The following is a 17,929-nucleotide window of genomic DNA, read 5'->3' as shown; positions in this document are numbered from 1 at the left end:
CGTGCTGCGTCGTGCTGGACGAGCGGTCAGCTCTGGTACGACCCGAAGTCGAAGTCGTCCAGGGCCACGGCCTGGCCGCCGGCGTTGCCGCCGAACTCGTAGTCGTAGGAGTCGTAACCGGTCACGGAGTACGCCGCTGCGCGGGCCTCCTCGGTCGGCTCCACCCGGATGCTGCGGTACCGCTCGAGGCCGGTACCCGCCGGGATCAGCTTGCCGATGATCACGTTCTCCTTCAGGCCGCGCAGCGAGTCGCTGCGCCCGTGGATCGCCGCGTCGGTGAGCACCCGGGTGGTCTCCTGGAAGGAGGCCGCCGAGAGCCACGACTCGGTCGCCAGCGAGGCCTTGGTGATGCCCATGAGCACCGGACGTCCCGAGGCCGGCTTGCCGCCCTCGGAGACCACGCGCCGGTTCTCGGTCTCGAAGATCACGCGGTCCACGAGGTCGGAGGGCAGCAGGTTGGTGTCGCCCGACTCGATGACGGTGACCCGACGCAGCATCTGGCGCACGATGATCTCGATGTGCTTGTCGTGGATCGACACGCCCTGCGAGCGGTAGACCTGCTGGACCTCGTCGACGAGGTGCTCCTGGGCCCGGCGCACACCGAGGATCCGCAGGACGTCCTGCGGGTCGGGCGTGCCCGAGGTCAGGTGGTGGCCGACCTCGACGTGCTGGCCGTCCTCGACGTTGAGGCGCGAGCGCTTCGAGACGGGGTACTCCTGGACCTCGGAGCCGTCGTCGGGGGTGACCAGGACCTTGCGGGCCTTGTCGGTGTCCTCGATCTCGATCCGGCCGGCCGCCTCGACGATCGGCGTGCGTCCCTTGGGCGAGCGGGCCTCGAAGAGCTCGACCACGCGGGGCAGACCCTGCGTGATGTCGTCGGCGGAGGCCACACCACCGGTGTGGAAGGTACGCATCGTCAGCTGCGTGCCGGGCTCACCGATGGACTGGGCGGCGATGATGCCGACCGCCTCACCGATGTCGACCAGCTTGCCGGTGGCCAGCGAGCGGCCGTAGCACTTGGCGCAGGTGCCGGTCTTGGCGTCACAGGTCAGCACGGAGCGGACCTTGACCTCCTCGATGCCGGCGGCCACGAGCTCGTCGATCTTGACGTCGCCGAGGTCCTCACCGGCGACGGCGAGGGTCTCGCCGCTCTCCGGGTGGGTGACCTCGGTGGCCGCCGCACGGGCGTACGCCGCGGTCTCGGCGTTCTCCGCCTTGACCACGCTGCCGTCCTCACGACGCTCACCGATCCGCTTGGGCAGGCCACGCTCGGTGCCGCAGTCGTCCTCACGGATGATGACGTCCTGCGAGACGTCCACCAGACGACGGGTCAGGTAGCCCGAGTCGGCGGTGCGCAGCGCGGTGTCGGCCAGACCCTTGCGAGCACCGTGGGTGGAGATGAAGTACTCCAGGACCGAGAGGCCCTCACGGAAGTTCGCCTTGATCGGGCGCGGGATGATCTCGCCCTTCGGGTTGGCCACCAGGCCTCGCATGGCGCCGACCTGACGGATCTGGTTCATGTTTCCGGACGCGCCCGAGGCGACCATCATGTGGATGGGGTTGGCGTGGTCGAACGCCTCCTCCATCGCGTCGCCGACCTTGCGGCTGGCGTCGGTCCAGATCTCCACGAGCTCCTGGCGACGCTCGTCGTCGGTCATCAGACCGCGCTCGAAGTCCTTCTGGACCTTGGCGGCCTGCTTCTCGTACGGCGCCAGGATCTCCAGCTTGTCGGCCGGGGTCGTGACGTCGTCGATCGACACGGTGACGCCCGAGAAGGTCGCCCAGCGGAAGCCGGCGTCCTTCAGCGCGTCGAGCGAGGCGGCGACCTCGACCTTGGTGTAGCGCTCCGCGAGGTCGTTGACGATCGCGCCGAGCTGCTTCTTGCCGACCTCGTAGTTCACGAACGGGTAGTCGGCCGGGAGCGTCTCGTTGAACAGCGCGCGACCCAGGGTGGTCTCGACCGTGGTCGTGGTCGCAGCCGGGACCGGCTGCTCCGCGAGGTCGGGGTCCACCATCGGCACCACGTCGTCGAGGCGGATCTTCACCTTCGACTGCAGGGTGATCTCCTGGCGGTCGAAGGCCATGATCGCCTCGGCCGGGCTGGAGAACGCGCGGCCCTCGCCGGGCTCGCCCTCGCGGTCGGTGGTCAGCCAGAACAGGCCGATGATCATGTCCTGCGAGGGCATGGTCACCGGACGGCCGTCCGAGGGCTTGAGGATGTTGTTCGTCGACAGCATCAGAATTCGCGCCTCGGCCTGGGCCTCGGCCGACAGCGGCAGGTGCACCGCCATCTGGTCACCGTCGAAGTCGGCGTTGAACGCGCCGCACACCAGCGGGTGGATCTGGATGGCCTTGCCCTCGATCAGCTGCGGCTCGAAGGCCTGGATGCCCAGGCGGTGCAGGGTGGGTGCACGGTTCAGCAGCACCGGGTGCTCGGTGATGACCTCCTCGAGCACGTCCCACACGACCGGGCGCGCGCGCTCGACCATCCGCTTGGCGGACTTGATGTTCTGCGCGTGCGAGAGGTCGACCAGGCGCTTCATCACGAAGGGCTTGAAGAGCTCGAGCGCCATCTGCTTGGGCAGACCGCACTGGTGCAGCTTGAGCTGCGGACCCGACACGATGACCGAACGGCCCGAGTAGTCCACGCGCTTGCCCAGCAGGTTCTGGCGGAAGCGACCCTGCTTGCCCTTGAGCATGTCGGACAGCGACTTCAGCGGACGGTTGCCCGGCCCGGTGACCGGACGACCACGACGACCGTTGTCGAACAGCGAGTCGACGGCCTCCTGGAGCATCCGCTTCTCGTTGTTGACGATGATCTCGGGCGCGCCCAGGTCGAGCAGGCGCTTGAGCCGGTTGTTGCGGTTGATCACCCGGCGGTACAGGTCGTTGAGGTCGGAGGTCGCGAAGCGGCCACCGTCGAGCTGGACCATCGGACGCAGGTCCGGCGGGATGACCGGGACGGCGTCGAGGACCATGCCCCGCGGCTCGTTGCCGGTCTTGCGGAAGGCGTCGACGACCTTGAGGCGCTTGAGGGCGCGGACCTTCTTCTGGCCCTTGCCGTTGGCGATGGTGTCGCGCAGCGACTCCACCTCGGCCGGGATGTCGAAGTCCTGGAGGCGCTTCTGGATCGCCGCGGCGCCCATGTGGCCCTCGAAGTACTTGCCGAACCAGGCCTTCATCTCGCGGTAGAGCATCTCGTCGCCCATCAGGTCCTGGACCTTGAGGGACTTGAAGGTGTTCCACACCTCGTCGAGGCGGTCGATCTCGCGCTGCGCACGGTCGCGCAGCTGCTTCATCTCGCGCTCCGCACCGTCGCGCACCTTGCGGCGCGCGTCGGCCTTGGCACCCTCGGCCTCGAGGGCCGCGAGGTCCTCCTCCAGCTTGCGGGTGCGGTCCTCCAGCGACTGGTCGCGACGCTTCTCGAGACGCTCGCGCTCCAGGCCGACCTTGCCCTCCAGCGAGGACAGGTCGCGGTGGCGGGCGTCCTCGTCGACGGAGGTGATCATGTAGGCCGCGAAGTAGATGACCTTCTCGAGGTCCTTCGGGGCCAGGTCGAGGAGGTAGCCCAGCCGGCTGGGCACGCCCTTGAAGTACCAGATGTGCGTGACCGGGGCGGCGAGCTCGATGTGGCCCATCCGCTCGCGACGCACCTTGGAACGGGTCACCTCGACGCCGCAGCGCTCGCAGATGATGCCCTTGAAGCGCACGCGCTTGTACTTGCCGCAGTAGCACTCCCAGTCCCGGGTGGGACCGAAGATCTTCTCGCAGAAGAGACCGTCGCGCTCGGGCTTGAGCGTGCGGTAGTTGATGGTTTCCGGCTTCTTGACCTCGCCGTGGCTCCAGGTGCGGATGTCGTCCGCGGTGGCCAGGCCGATCTGAAGCTGGTCGAAGAAGTTAACGTCGAGCACCTTGGCTGCAACCCTTCATTGTTCTTGAAAAAAGTCAGACGGGGGGAGGACGAGCTGGGAACGGCGGAGCGCCGTGCTGTCTAGCCGTTCCGGGGAACAGGCGCTCCGCGCGTTCCCCGGCTCACACCTCTTCGACCGAGCTCGGCTCGCGACGCGACAGGTCGATGCCGAGCTCCTCAGCGGCGCGGAAGACGTCCTCCTCCGCGTCGCGCAGCTCGATGCTGGTGCCGTCCTGGGAGAGGACCTCCACGTTCAGGCACAGCGACTGCATCTCCTTGACGAGCACCTTGAACGACTCCGGGATGCCCGAGTCGGGGATGTTCTCGCCCTTGACGATCGCCTCGTAGACCTTGACGCGACCGGGCACGTCGTCGGACTTGATCGTCAGCAGCTCCTGCAGGGCGTAGGCGGCGCCGTACGCCTCCATCGCCCAGACCTCCATCTCACCGAAGCGCTGGCCACCGAACTGGGCCTTGCCGCCGAGCGGCTGCTGGGTGATCATCGAGTAGGGGCCGGTGCTGCGCGCGTGGATCTTGTCGTCCACGAGGTGGTGCAGCTTGAGGATGTACATGTAGCCCACCGAGACCGGGTCCGGGAACGGCTCGCCGGAGCGGCCGTCGAACAGGTCGGCCTTGCCGGTCGCGTCGATCATCCGCACGCCGTCACGGTTGGGGATCGTCGAGCCGAGCAGCCCGGTGATCTCGTCCTCGCGCGCACCGTCGAAGACGGGGGTGGCCACCTTGGTGTCCGGCTCCGCCTTGTCGACGTGGATCTTCATCAGCCGCTGCTTCCAGTCGGCGTCCGAGGTGTCGTCGGCGAGGTCGAGGTTCCAGCCCTGCTTGGCCAGCCAGCCCAGGTGCAGCTCGAGGATCTGGCCGATGTTCATCCGTCGCGGCACGCCCAGCGGGTTGAGCACGACGTCGACCGGGGTGCCGTCCTCCATGAACGGCATGTCCTCGATCGGCAGGATCTTGGCGATGACGCCCTTGTTGCCGTGGCGACCGGCGAGCTTGTCGCCCACCGAGATCTTGCGCTTCTGGGCCACGTAGACGCGGACCAGCTGGTTGACGCCCGGGGGCAGCTCGTCGCCGTCCTCGCGGTCGAAGACGCGCACGCCGATCACGGTGCCCGACTCGCCGTGCGGGACCTTCATCGAGGTGTCGCGCACCTCGCGCGCCTTCTCGCCGAAGATCGCGCGCAGCAGCCGCTCCTCGGGGGTCAGCTCGGTCTCGCCCTTGGGCGTGACCTTGCCGACGAGGATGTCGCCGGTGACGACCTCGGCACCGATGCGGATGATGCCGCGCTCGTCGAGGTCGGCCAGGCCCTCCTCGGAGATGTTCGGGATGTCCCGGGTGATCTCCTCGGGGCCCAGCTTGGTGTCGCGGGCGTCGACCTCGTGCTCCTCGATGTGGATCGAGGTGAGGACGTCCTCCTGCACCAGGCGCTGGGAGAGGATGATCGCGTCCTCGTAGTTGTGACCCTGCCAGGGCATGAAGGCGACGAGCAGGTTGGTGCCCAGCGCCATCTCGGCCTCGTCGGTGCAGGGACCGTCGGCGATCGGGCTGCCGACCTCGAGGCGGTCGCCCTCGGCCACCAGCGGGCGCTGGTTGATGCAGGTGCCCTGGTTGGAGCGGCGGAACTTCGCCAGCTTGTAGCTGGAGTAGCTGCCGTCGTCGTTCATGGTCTCGACCAGGTCGGCGGAGACGTCCTTGACGACACCGGCCTTCTCGGCCACGACCACGTCACCGGCGTCGACCGCGGCGCGGTACTCCATGCCGGTGCCGACCAGCGGGCTGTCGCTCTTGATGAGCGGGACGGCCTGGCGCTGCATGTTCGCGCCCATCAGCGCACGGTTGGCGTCGTCGTGCTCGAGGAACGGGATCAGCGCGGTGGCGACCGAGACCATCTGGCGCGGCGAGACGTCCATGTAGTCGATCTCGCCGGCCAGGATCTCGGAGACCTCACCGTCGCGCTGGCGCACCAGCACGCGCTCGTTGACGAAGCGCAGGTCGTCGTCGAGCTGGGCGTTGGCCTGCGCGATGACGTAGCGGTCCTCGTCGTCGGCGGTCAGGTAGTCGATCTGGTCGGTGACCTGGCCGTCGACGACCTTGCGGTAGGGCGTCTCCACGAAGCCGAACGGGTTGATCCGCCCGTAGGAGGCCAGCGAGCCGATCAGGCCGATGTTCGGGCCCTCAGGGGTCTCGATGGGGCACATGCGGCCGTAGTGCGACGGGTGCACGTCGCGGACCTCCATGCCGGCGCGGTCACGGGACAGACCGCCGGGACCCAGCGCGGAGAGGCGACGCTTGTGCGTCAGGCCCGCGATCGGGTTGGTCTGGTCCATGAACTGGCTCAGCTGCGAGGTGCCGAAGAACTCCTTCAGCGCCGCGACCACCGGGCGGATGTTGATCAGCGACTGCGGCGTGATGGCCTCGACGTCCTGGGTCGTCATCCGCTCGCGGACCACGCGCTCCATGCGGGCCAGGCCGGTGCGCAGCTGGTTCTGGATCAGCTCGCCCACGGTGCGCATGCGGCGGTTGCCGAAGTGGTCGATGTCGTCGGCCGCGATGTCGAGCGGGCCCGCGGGCGCCTCGACCTCCTCGCGGCCGTCGTGCAGCGCGACGATGTAGCGGATCGCCGCGACGACGTCGTCGACGGTCAGCGTCTGCTGGTCGAAGGCCTCGGTCAGGCCCAGCTTCTTGTTGATCTTGTAGCGACCGACCTTGGCCAGGTCGTAGCGCTTGGGGTTGAAGTAGTAGTTGTTCAGCAGGGTCTGGGCGGCCTCCTCGGTGGGGGGCTCGCCCGGACGCAGCTTGCGGTAGATGTCGAGCAGCGCGTCCTTCTGCGTCTCGGTGTGGTCCTTCTCCAGCGTGAGCATCATCGACTCGTACTGGCCGAACTCCTCGCGGATCTGCTCGTTGGTCCAGCCGAGGGCCTTGAGCAGCACCGTGACGTTCTGCTTGCGCTTGCGGTCCAGACGCACGCCGACGAGGTCGCGCTTGTCGATCTCGAACTCCAGCCAGGCGCCGCGGCTGGGGATGAGCTTGGCGGTGTAGATGTCCTTGTCGGACGTCTTGTCGGCCGAGCGCTCGAAGTAGACGCCCGGGCTGCGGACCAGCTGGGAGACCACGACACGCTCGGTGCCGTTGATGACGAACGTGCCCTTGGGGGTCATGAGCGGGAAGTCGCCCATGAAGACCGTCTGGCCCTTGATCTCACCGGTGTCGTTGTTGGTGAACTCCGCGGAGACGTAGAGCGGTGCGGAGTAGGTGAAGTCCTTCTCCTTGCACTCGTCCACGGTGTACTTCGGGTCGTAGAAGACCGGGTTCTCGAACGAGAGCGACATGGTCTCGCTGAAGTCCTCGATCGGCGAGATCTCCTCGAAGATCTCGGTCAGACCGGACTTCTCCGAGACGTCGTCACCGTTGGCGCGGCGACGCTCGACCTCGGCGGTCCACTTGTCGTTGCCGACCAGCCAGTCGAAGCTGTCGGTCTGGAGGGAGAGGAGCTGGGGAACCTCGAGAGGTTCTGCGATCTTCGCGAACGAGATGCGGCGGGTTGCACGAGAAACGGCGGATGCGGAGCGCGCGGCCAAGAGTGAGTCCTTCGACGGGTCTGCTCATCGATGGCGCCAGTCCACCACCACACAGCCACCGGGCAGGCTTGAGGGCATTTGAGGGCAGGCGCAAAGCGCTACGTTACCCGAAGATCACAGGCGCGACAAGATCTGCACGCACCGAGACGATGGATGTCCCCAAGATGATGAGCCTTGCGCCGGGCGGGGTCAAGCACCCTCGCCGGGGCCGGCTCACTCCTGCAGCTGGTTGGTGGACAGGGCGCCGACCAGCCAGCGGCCGTCCTCACGCACCATTCGCAGCGTGACCTGGTCCTTGTAGACCTCCGGCTCGTCCATGCCCTTGCGCAGGGTCGGACGGTTGACGAAGACGAGCACGTCGACGCGGTCGTCGCCGGTGCGCACCACCGCCGAGTCGACGACGTCGACCTCCACGACCGGCTGGACCTCCTCGAGGTTCGGCTCGAGGGCGGCGACCAGCTTGTCGTACTCCTCCTGGTAGGCGGGAGTCATGTAGGAGCGCGCCGCGGCGGTGGACTCGTCGAAGGAGCGGTAGTCGTAGGAGAGCACCGGCCCGACGGCGCGCTCGGCCACGGCGCGGGCCTGCTCGGCCGACTCCTCGATCTCGTTGCCGCCGCTCGCCGAGGCCACCACGCGCTCGTTGGGCTGGGCCCACACCAGCGCCGCCGCGCCCACCGAGAGAACGGCCAGCACCACGAGCACCACGAGCGCCCAGCCGGGCACCAGCGGCAGCCGGCTCGCCGTCGCGGTCGGCGTCGCGGTCGGCGCAGGGGCCGGCTCGTCGGCGGGCTCGTCGGCGGCGAGGGCCGCGTCGTGCTCGGCGCGCCGCTCGGGGTCGAGCAGCACTTCCGCGGCCTGGTTCAGCAGGCGGAAGCGGCGCTCGCTGGGGTCGAGGTCGGCGATCCCCGAGCGCCACGCGGCACGCACCTCCTCGGTGCTCGCGCCGCGCTCGACGCCGAGCACGTCGTACCAGCTGGCCCCCGTGGTGCTCACTGCTCTCCCCCGTCGCTGTCGTCGCCGGGCGCCGGCTCCTCGGTGGTCCCGCTCGGCGCGGCTGCGCCGCCGGTGACCTGGTCGAAGGCGTCGACCTGCCACTCGCCGCCGACCTCGACCAGCTCGACCCGCACCCGGAACTGCGCCGGCGGGCTCTCCACGGGGTCCTCGTCGCCCTGGGCGATCGCGTTGGTGAACTGGCCGGCCACCAGCGCGGTGGCGGAGTCGGCGTCCATCGTCGAGACCCCGACCGCGTAGACCTCGCTGGTGCGCCGGACGCCGCTCTGGGCGACCAGCTGCTCGGCCGTGCCGGCCTGCTCCTCGAAGTCGGTGCGGAACTTGGCGGTGATGAGGTCGGTGACCAGCTCGCGCCACTCGGGCATCTGGCCGTCGTCGTCGAGGAGGTCGGGGCCGTAGGTGTTGACCCTGAGCATGAACTGGCTGGCCACGTCCATGACGCGCTCGCGCTCGTCCTGGATCTCGTTGCGGCCCTGCGCGACGTTGGAGACCCGCTCGACGAGGTTGCCGTCGGTGCTGGAGCTGCGGGTGGCCACCACGTAGCCGACCACCACCACACCGCTCACCAGGAGCACGGACAGCAGCCCGGCCAGGGCGAGCCGGAAGCCGGGCGAGGCGGTGCGGGACCGCTCGGTCGTCGGGGCGTCGTTCGTCACCGGTCGGCGACGAGCGGCTGGAGGAACAACCACTTCCAGGACTCCTTACCGAGCGTGGGCGGGGCCACGCTACCCGGTGCCGACAACGCCGCCGGGGGGCGCTCGCCCCAGGTCAGCTCGCCGGAGTCCGGGTCGAAGGAGGCCACCACCGACGACGGGTCGAAGGACGCCGCGGGGCGGGGGTAGACGTTCTGGGCGCCTCGCGCGTTGCTCTGCGCCGGCGGCTCGGCGCAGCGCGCGTCCTCGTTCATCGGGCGGTTCTCGCCGTTCTGCGGCGGACGCGTGTCGGTGCTCTGGTAGCCGTCGTGGCAGATCGGGGTGTCGGTGATGATCAGCCCGAAGTGCGCGTCGTAGAGCCCGGTGTCGGGGGACTTCGAGACGACGGTGAAGCCGCCCTCGACGACGTAGGGGTAGATCACCAGCAGCTGCTCGATGCCGTCGAGGTGGCGCACCACGACCTCACCGGTGGTGACGAGGTTGTTGACGAGGCTGCCGAGCTCGACCCGGTTGTCCTCGATGAGGCCGCGCAGCTGCACCGCGGCGGGCGAGCCGTTGGCGATCAGGCGGCGCAGGTCGGGGTCGGCCTCGGCCAGGGTGCCGGAGAAGAGCGCGAGCTGGTCGGCGAAGGTGCGGATCGCGCTCTCGGAGGCGATCTGGCCGTTGAGGACGACGTTGGCGTCGCGGATCAGCGCGGTGGTGACGTCGAAGTTGTCGTTGGCGGTCTCGATGAAGGAGTTGCCGGTGTCGATGATGCGCTGCAGGTCCTCCCCCGTGCCGGCGAAGGCCTCGCCCAGCTCGCTGACCGTGGTGCGCAGCGCACCCCGGTCGACCGAGCCGACAGTGGTCGAGAGGTTCTCGAGCAGCACCTCGGTCGCGATGGGGGTGCGGGTGTCCTCGAGCGCGATCTCGGAGCCCTGCTCGAGGTAGGGCTCGGTCTCCACCTTCGGCTGCAGCTCGACGTACTGCTCGCCGACCGCGGACCGGTTGCCGACCACCGCCAGGGTCTCGGCGGGGATCGAGTCGTAGTCGTTCTCGATCGAGAGGTAGGCGTCGACGCCCTCGTCGGTGAGCTCGAGCTTGTCGACCCGGCCCACGCCCACGCCCCGGTAGGTGACCTCGCCGCCGGCGAAGATGCCGCCGGAGCGCTCGAGGTGCGCGACCACGGTGTAGGAGCTGTCGTAGAACAGCCGGTCGAGCTGGGCGTAGCGCGCCCCGACGTAGGAGACGCCCACGAGCGTGATGATCACGAAGACCATCAGCTGGAGCTTGGTGCGGCGGGTGATCATCGGGCCACCATCCCGGGCACGAGCAGGGTCACGAGGTCCTCGTCGTAGATCGCGGCGAGCTCGGCCATCGTCGGGCCGCGCTCGGGGTCGAAGCCGGGGCGCAGCAGGCCCCCGACGATGGGCAGCTCGGGCAGGCCCCCACCACCCTCACCGCCACCGCCGCCGCCGCCGCCGAGGTTCGGCAGGCCGGGCAGGTTGGCGTTGATGATCTGGCAGACCACGGTCTTCTTGTTCTTCTTCTTCAGGCAGACCTCCTGCAGCCTCAGCAGCTTCTCGGGGGTCGCGAGCACCTTCTGGCAGGCGTCCGAGGTCAGGCTGCCGCTCTGCAGGCACGCGGCCACGTCGCCGAGGAGCTTGGTCGGGTCGAGGTCGGTCGGCAGCACCGTGGGCAGCTCGGTCGGGATGCCGGTGATGCCGCCGGACAGGTCGATCTCGAGCTGGATGTCGAGGTTGGTGTAGTCGCCCATGTGCAGGTTGCGCGCGACCTGCGGGTCGCGCCCCACGACCTCGTCGACGAACGGGTAGGTCAGGAACACGTTGAACGCCTTGACGAAGGCGTCGCCGGAGTCGGCCAGCTCGGTCAGCACCGGCTGCAGCTGGGTGAGGGTGGCGATGGTGTCCTGCTTGGTCCGGCGGATCACCCGCACGCCCACGTCGCCGAGCCGGTCGAGCGCCTGGAGCATGCTGACCAGGTCCTCGCGCTGGCGGTCCAGGGAGACCAGGGCGGTCGGCAGCTCGTCGAGGGCCAGGTTGATGTCGTCCTGCTGGCCCCGGACCGCGAGCGCGAGGTCGTTGAGCCGCGCGATGGCGTCGACGATGTCGGCCTTGTTGTCGTCGAGGGTGCCCACGAGGGTGTCGACCTGGGTCAGCACCGACTTCGCGGCGTCCTCGCGGCCCTCCAGGGCCAGGTTGAGCTCCTGGGTGATGGTCTTGAGCTGGGCCACGCCGCCGCCGTTGAGGACCAGGCTGAGCGCGCCCAGGACCTCCTCGACCTCCGGGTTGCGACCCGTGCGGTCGAGCGGGATCACGTCGCCGTCACCGAGCTCTCCGCTGCCACCGTCGGCGGGGGCCGAGAGCGAGACGAACTTCTCGCCGAGCAGGCTGGTCTGGCGGATCTCGGCCAGCGGCTCGTCGGGCAGGTCGGTGTCGCCCCGCAGCTCGAGGGTGACCTCGGCGACGGTGCCGTCGAGCTCGATGTCGGTCACCTTCCCCACGTCGACCTCGTTGAGCTTGACCGTCGACTTGGGGACCAGGTCGAGGACGTCGCGGAACTGCACGGTCACCGTGATCGGGTCGTCGCCCGTGTCGGTGCCGCCGGGCAGCGGCAGCTGGTAGACGTCGAAGTCGCAGGCGCTCAGGGTGAGCGAGGCCGCCACCATCGCCAGCACGAGTCGGGTCCGGCGCATCAGCGGGTCACCTCCACGAGACCACCCAGGGTCGGGTCGAACGGGTCGGCGGCAGGTGCGGCGCCGGCACCGGAGCCGCGCAGGGCGTCGAGCGCGCCGGGCCGGGGCAGCGTGTCCTGCACCAGGTCGCACAGGCCGCCGGTGGGGTCGACGGAGTTGACCACGGTGCACAGCAGGAGCGCGGGGTCGTTCACGAGCTGGCTCTCGATGTTGCCGATGTTGGCGTTGGTGTCGAGGGTGCCGGCCTGCGGGTTGTAGGTCAGGTACAGGTTGTTGAGCGCCAGGGGCGCCACGCCGAGCACCTCGTCGAGGTTGTTGCGCTGCTTGACCAGCACCTTCGCGACCCGGTTCAGGCCCTTGATGTCGCGCCCCAGCACGTCGCGGTTGGTCTTGACGAAGTCGTTGACCTCGCCCAGGGCCGTCGACAGGTTGGCCAGCGAGCCGGCGAGCTCGTCGCGCTCACCGGCCAGCAGCTCGGAGACGTCGGCCAGCGAACGGTTGAACTGGCGCACCGTGGTGTCGTTCTCGGCCAGGGTGCTGACGAACGCCTGCACCTCGCTGAGCGAGGAGAACAGCTCGTCCTTGTTGTCGTCGAGGGTCTCCGAGAGCCGGCTGAAGTCGCCGATCGTCTGGTTGAACGCCGCGCCCTGGCCACCGAAGTTCTCGGCGGTGACCTGCAGCAGGTCGTTGAGCGCACCGTTCTTGTTGGCGCCCTCGGGGCCCAGCGCCACGTTGAGACGGTCGAGGCTGGCGTAGATGTCGTCGAGCTCGAGCGGGACCGAGGTGCGGTCGACGCCCAGGATCTCGCCCTCGGCGAGCTCGTCGCCCTCCTCGTAGACCGGGGTCAGCTGGATGTAGCGGTCGCCCACGATCGACGGCGCGATGATCACGGCGCTGGCGTCGGCCGGCACCTGCACGTCGGCGTCGTAGGACATCGTCACCACGACCTCGGTGCCGGAGGGCACCACGGTCTCGACCTGGCCCACCGGCACGCCCAGGACCCGCACGTCGGAGCCCTCGTAGACCGAGACGGTGCGCGGGAACTGCGCGGTCAGCATCTTGGGGTCCTCACCGCCGAGGAAGGTCAGCGCGGCGGCGAGCAGCAGGGCCACGATGACCAGCGGCGCGGCGAAGCGGCGGACGGCGCTCACGAGATGCCACCTCCGTTGAGGACCTCGGGGATCGGCGGGAAGTTCTGGATGTAGGTGTCGAACCACGGCCCGTTGCCCAGGGTGTTGGCGAAGACGCGGTAGAACGGCGCCATCAGCCGGATGCTGTCGTCGATGTTGTCCTCGTTCTTGTTCAGCACCGCCAGCACCTCCTCGAGCTCCTCGAGGGCCGGGCGCAGGTCGCTGCGGGTGTCGCGCACCAGGCGGGTCAGCTCGCGGGAGAGCTCGCTGGTCGAGACCAGCAGGCGGTGGATCTGGTCGCGTCGCGCCACCAGGGCACCGAAGAGGACGTCGGCGTCCTGCATCAGGTCGACGAGGTCGTCGTCACGGTCGTCGAGCACGGTCGAGACCCGCTCGAGGTTGGTGAGCAGGCTGCCGATCTCCTCGTTCTTGGCCGCGATGTTGGTCGAGAGCCGCGAGACGCCGTCGAGGGCGGCGCGGAACTCCTCGGGCGTGTTGCGGGTCAGGTCGGCCAGGGTGGTCAACGAGCGCGCGAGCTGGTCGGTGTCGATCTCCCCCGCGGTGTCGGCGAGGCCCTCGAAGGCCTCGACCACGTCGAACGGGGAGGACGTGCGCTCGACCGGGATCGTCGCGCCCTCCTCCAGCTGCCCCGAGCCGGCCGGGTCCACCGAGACGTACATCGAGCCCAGCAGCGTCTTGACCTTGATGTCGGCGCGGCTGTCGGGGCCGAAGCCGGAGTCGGTCTTGACCTGGAAGGCCACCCGCACGACGCCGTCGGCCAGCTCGATGCTCTTGACCTGGCCCACGCGCACACCGGCGATGCGGACCTCGTCGTCGGGCTGCAGACCGCCGGCCTCGGAGAACTCGGCGTAGTAGGTGTCGCCTCCACCGATCAGCGGCAGGTCCTGGGCCCGGAACGCCGCGACCAGGAGGACGGCGAGCACGCTCATGCTCACCAGCCCCACGATCACGGGGTTCCGCTCACGGAAGGGGGTCATCCGAGGTCACACCTCTCCGCACCGGTGTTGAAGTTCACCGGGACCGGGCTGCCACCGGGCAGCCGGACCCGTCCCTCGAAGCCGCAGAGGAAGAAGTTGAAGTAGCTGCCGTAGATCGCGGTCCGGCCGACCTTCTCGAGCTTGATCGGCAGCACCTGCAGGGCCCGGTCGAGCTCGCCCTTGTTGCGGTTGATGTTGCCGGCCAGGCGGCGCAGCTGCTTGACGTCGTTGGTGAAGGGCTGGCGGATGCCGCCCACGAGGTCCGAGGTCTGCTCGGAGAGCAGCGAGATCTGCTCCAGCGAGCCGAGGATCGCGCCGCGGTCCTGCTTGAGCCCCTTGACCAGGGTCCGGAAGTTCACGATCAGGTCGCTGAGCTGGTCGTCGCGGTCGGCGATGTTGTCGAGGACCTGGTCGAGGTTGCTGATCAGGTCGCTGATCAGCTCGTCGCGGTCGGCGAGCGTGCTGGTCACCGAGGCGGTGCTGGCCAGCAGGCTCTCGAGCGTGCCGCCCTCGCCCTGGAAGACCTGCACGACCTCGTAGGACAGCTTGTTGACGTCGGCCGGCGAGAGCGCCTGGAAGAGCGGCTTGAAGCCGTTGAAGAGCACGGTCAGGTCGAGCGCCGGCGAGGTGTTCGAGACGTCGATCGTCTCGCCCTCCTCGAGGGCCGTCGTCTCGCCCACCTGCTGGGTCAGCGAGATGTAGCGCTGCCCGACCAGGTTGCGGTAGCGGATCGAGGCCCGGCTCGACTCGGTGAGGCTGACCGCCTCCTCGAGGTCGAAGCTGACCAGCGCCCGGGTGCGGTCGACGACCTCCACGTTCGTGACGGTGCCGACCTTGACCCCCGCGACGCGCACGTCGTCGCCCGAGACGACGCCGGTGGCGTCGACGAACTCGGCCTTGTACTCCCGGGAGTCGGCGAAGGAGATGTTGCCGATCGTGATGATCAGCACGCCGGTCGCCAGGAGCGTGACCAGCACGAAGACCAGCAGCTTGACCAGGGCGCTGAAGGTCTGGGTGTCGAGGACCTTGCTCATCGCAGGCTCACCTCCGCGCCACGCGCCATCGGGGCCAGGAGCAACGCACCCAGGTCGGGCACGTCGCCGGTGCTCACGCCCATGCCGGGGGCCAGCAGCGACTTGAGCAGCTCGCTCTCGGCGGTGCTGCCGGCGTAGCCCTGCTCGTAGCCGAAGCCCGGCGCCACCCGGCTGGTCCCCTTGCCCGTCGGCTCGTCGACGCCGTCGTCCATGTCGGGCTGCACCTGGTTGGGGTTCTCCTGGCTTCCGGGCGGGGTGGGCAGGTTGAGGCAGCTGGGACCGCGGTCCTCGCCGTAGCGCGGCTGGTCGGCGGCGGTGTAGCCGCGCGGCTGGTTGGGCAGGGTCTCCAGCACGATGTGCAGGGTGAAGTTGCGGAACGCCTCGGCCTGCAGCTTGCCGGCGTTGACGATGCCCCGCGTCAGGCAGGTGAACTGCGGTGAGTACTTGGCCAGCAGGCGCACCTGCGGCTCGGAGACCTCGCCGAGGCGCACCAGGTTCTGCTCGTTCTCGGCCAGGAAGCTGCGCGCGCTGCCCGAGAAGGCGCTGACGTCGCGGAACAGCGCGTTGAGCGTGTCGGACTGCTCCTCCAGCGTGCCCAGGGTGGTGACCTGGTCGCGCAGGATCTGGCCCACCTCGGGCAGCACGTCGGCGTAGATGTCGGAGACCTCGGCGGTCAGCCGCAGGTCCTCGATCGCGCCCGGCAGCTGGGGGTTGAAGCGCTTGAGGTAGGAGTCGAGCGTCTCGAGGTTGTCGCCGAGCTGGTCGCCGCGCCCCTCGAGCGCGGTGGCCAGCGCGTTGAGGGTCATGTTGAGCTCGGCCGGCTGCACGGTGCGCAGCAGGGGGTTGAGGTCGGATAGCACCTTCTCGACCTCGGTCGCGACCTCGGTGCGGTCGATGACGTCGCCGGCCTCGATGCTGGGCCCGCTGACGTCGTCGCCCTCCACGACCAGGGCGACGTACTTCTCGCCGAAGAGGGTCTTGGGCACGATCGAGCCGGTGACCCCGGCGGGGATCGTGCCGATCTCCTCGGGGTAGAGGCCCAGGGTGATGTCGGCACCCGCCTCGGTGGGCTCGTAGTCGAGCACCTCGCCCACGATGACGCCGCGGATCTTGACGTCGGCGCGCTCGGGCAGCTGCAGGCCGATGCGCGAGCTCTGCAGGGTCACCTCCTCGTAGTCGACGAACTTCTTGGTGAAGATCGCGTAGGTCAGCCACGCGCCGCCGACGAGCATCGCCAGGAAGACGATGCCCAGGAGCTTGAACTGTCGAAGGATCATCGTCTCAACCCGCCAACCGCACGGTGGTGCTGGAGCCCCAGATGGCCATGGACAGGAACAGGTCGATCACGTTGACCGCCACGATGCTGGTGCGCACCGCACGGCCGACCGCGACCCCCACGCCGGCGGGACCGCCTCCGGCGTTGTAGCCGTGGTAGCAGTGGATCAGGATCACCGCGACCGCGAAGACCAGCACCTTGCCGAAGGACCACAGCACGTCACCCGGTGGCAGGAACTGGTTGAAGTAGTGGTCGTAGGTGCCCGCGCTCTGCCCGAAGAACTGGGTCACGGTCAGCCGGGTCGCGAAGTAGGAGGACAGCAGCCCGACCACGTAGAGCGGGATGATGGCGATCAGGCCCCCGACGATGCGGGTGGTCACCAGGAACGGCATCGAGGGGATCGCCATCACCTCGAGGGCGTCGACCTCCTCGGAGATGCGCATGGCGCCGAGCTGGGCGGTGAAGCCGCAGCCGACGGTCGCGGCCAGGGCGATGCCGGCCACGAGCGGGGCGATCTCACGGGTGTTGAAGTAGGCCGAGACGAACCCGGCGAACGGCGCCGTGCCCAGCTGGTCGAGCGCGGCGTAGCCCGAGAGTCCGACCTGGGCGCCGGTGAAGAACGTCATCGCGAGGATGACCCCGACGGTGCCGCCGATGACCGCCAGCGCCCCCGAGCCGAGCGTGACCTCGGCGAGGATCCGCAGGATCTCCCGGGGGTAGCGCTTGATCGAGCGCGGGGAGGCCATCAGGGCGCGGATGTAGAACGCCAGCTCCTCGCCGAGGCGGTCGAGCGCCCCGGCGGGCTTGGTGTAGACCGACTTGATGCTTGCCATCTGCCTCAGCCCGTCTTCGGGGGGACGACCTGGAGGTAGATCGCACTCAGGACGAAGTTGACGATGAACAGGAGGACGAAGGTGATGACCACGGACTCGTTCACCGCGTCGCCCACGCCCTTGGGGCCGCCGTTGGCGTTCATGCCCTTGTAGGCCGCGACGATGGCGGCGATCATGCCGAAGACCAGGGCCTTGAGCAGGCCCACCCACAGGTCGGGCAGCTGGGCCAGGGCGGTGAAGCTGGCGATGTAGGCGCCCGGCGTGCCGCCCTGCAGGCCCACGTTGAAGACGTAGCCGCCGGCCACGCCCACCACGCTGACCAGGCCGTTGAGGAAGACCGCGACCAGCATCGCCGCGAGGACCCGGGGCACCACCAGACGCTGGATCGGGTCGATGCCCAGCACCATCATGGCGTCGAGCTCTTCTCGGATCTTGCGGGCGCCGAGGTCGGCGGCGATCGCCGAGCCGCCCGCGCCGGCGATCAGCAGGGCGGTGCCGATCGGGGCCGCCTGCTGGACCACCGCGAGCACCGAGGCCGAGCCGGTGAACGACTGGGCGCCGAACTGCTTGATCAGGCCGCCGACCTGCAGCGCGATGACCGCGCCGAAGGGGATCGCGACCAGGGCCGTGGGGATGATGGTGACCGACGCGATGAACCAGGCCTGCTGGATGAACTCGCGCAGCTGGAAGGGACGACGGAAGAGCCCACGCCCCACGTCGAGGGCGAAGGCGAAGAGGTTGCCTGCGGCCCCGACGGGCGCGAGGACCCGGGTCGCCGTTGAAGATGCCACGT

General features: G+C 69.0%; 12 protein-coding genes. All 12 read right to left on the bottom strand.

All coding sequences use genetic code 11. The features are described 5' to 3' along the window. Positions 1-26: 26 nt before the first annotated feature. On the bottom strand, positions 27-3,911 hold the full coding sequence (locus JOE61_RS13450) for a DNA-directed RNA polymerase subunit beta' (protein WP_193668644.1): 3,885 nt from the start codon (positions 3,909-3,911) through the stop codon (positions 27-29). A gap of 121 nt (positions 3,912-4,032) precedes the next feature. Next, positions 4,033-7,506 carry a DNA-directed RNA polymerase subunit beta gene (rpoB, locus tag JOE61_RS13445; RefSeq protein ID WP_193668645.1) on the bottom strand — a complete coding sequence of 1,158 codons (3,474 nt, stop codon included), beginning with the start codon at positions 7,504-7,506 and terminating at the stop codon, positions 4,033-4,035. Positions 7,507-7,719: 213 nt separating this feature from the next. Beyond that, complete coding sequence (locus tag JOE61_RS13440; protein ID WP_193668646.1) at positions 7,720-8,499, bottom strand: J domain-containing protein; 780 nt, start codon at positions 8,497-8,499, stop codon at positions 7,720-7,722. After that, the gene (locus JOE61_RS13435; RefSeq protein WP_193668647.1) at positions 8,496-9,173 is read right to left on the bottom strand and encodes an Rv1363c family protein; all 678 of its coding nucleotides are present in this window, start codon (positions 9,171-9,173) and stop codon (positions 8,496-8,498) included. The genes JOE61_RS13440 and JOE61_RS13435 overlap by 4 nt, the downstream gene beginning before the upstream one ends. Further along, the gene (locus JOE61_RS13430; RefSeq protein ID WP_193668648.1) at positions 9,170-10,459 is read right to left on the bottom strand and encodes an MCE family protein; all 1,290 of its coding nucleotides are present in this window, start codon (positions 10,457-10,459) and stop codon (positions 9,170-9,172) included. The genes JOE61_RS13435 and JOE61_RS13430 overlap by 4 nt, the downstream gene beginning before the upstream one ends. Continuing rightward, positions 10,456-11,865, bottom strand: a complete 1,410-nt coding sequence (locus JOE61_RS13425) for an MCE family protein (RefSeq protein ID WP_193668649.1) — start codon at positions 11,863-11,865, stop codon at positions 10,456-10,458. The genes JOE61_RS13430 and JOE61_RS13425 overlap by 4 nt, the downstream gene beginning before the upstream one ends. Further along, on the bottom strand, positions 11,865-13,016 hold the full coding sequence (locus JOE61_RS13420; protein ID WP_307823008.1) for an MCE family protein: 1,152 nt from the start codon (positions 13,014-13,016) through the stop codon (positions 11,865-11,867). The genes JOE61_RS13425 and JOE61_RS13420 overlap by 1 nt, the downstream gene beginning before the upstream one ends. Continuing rightward, entirely contained in the window at positions 13,013-13,993 is a 981-nt protein-coding gene (locus JOE61_RS13415) for an MCE family protein (RefSeq protein WP_193668651.1), read from the bottom strand. Before JOE61_RS13415 ends, JOE61_RS13420 begins: the two co-directional genes overlap by 4 nt. After that, entirely contained in the window at positions 13,990-15,027 is a 1,038-nt protein-coding gene (locus tag JOE61_RS13410) for an MCE family protein (protein ID WP_193668652.1), read from the bottom strand. The genes JOE61_RS13415 and JOE61_RS13410 overlap by 4 nt, the downstream gene beginning before the upstream one ends. Beyond that, a complete protein-coding gene (locus JOE61_RS13405) occupies positions 15,024-16,304 on the bottom strand; it encodes an MCE family protein (protein ID WP_193668653.1) in 1,281 nt (426 codons plus the stop codon). Before JOE61_RS13405 ends, JOE61_RS13410 begins: the two co-directional genes overlap by 4 nt. Before the next feature lie 4 nt (positions 16,305-16,308). Then, positions 16,309-17,136: an MlaE family ABC transporter permease gene (locus tag JOE61_RS13400; protein WP_193668654.1), complete on the bottom strand. Its 828-nt coding sequence runs from the start codon at positions 17,134-17,136 to the stop codon at positions 16,309-16,311. A gap of 5 nt (positions 17,137-17,141) precedes the next feature. After that, positions 17,142-17,927, bottom strand: a complete 786-nt coding sequence (locus JOE61_RS13395) for an MlaE family ABC transporter permease (protein ID WP_193668655.1) — start codon at positions 17,925-17,927, stop codon at positions 17,142-17,144. Between the last annotated feature and the right edge of the window lie 2 nt (positions 17,928-17,929).

It is taken from the genome of Nocardioides salarius (assembly GCF_016907435.1).
Lineage (GTDB): Bacteria > Actinomycetota > Actinomycetes > Propionibacteriales > Nocardioidaceae > Nocardioides > Nocardioides salarius.
Note: the sequence above shows the minus strand (reverse complement) of the source record. Positions and strands in the feature narration are given on the sequence as shown.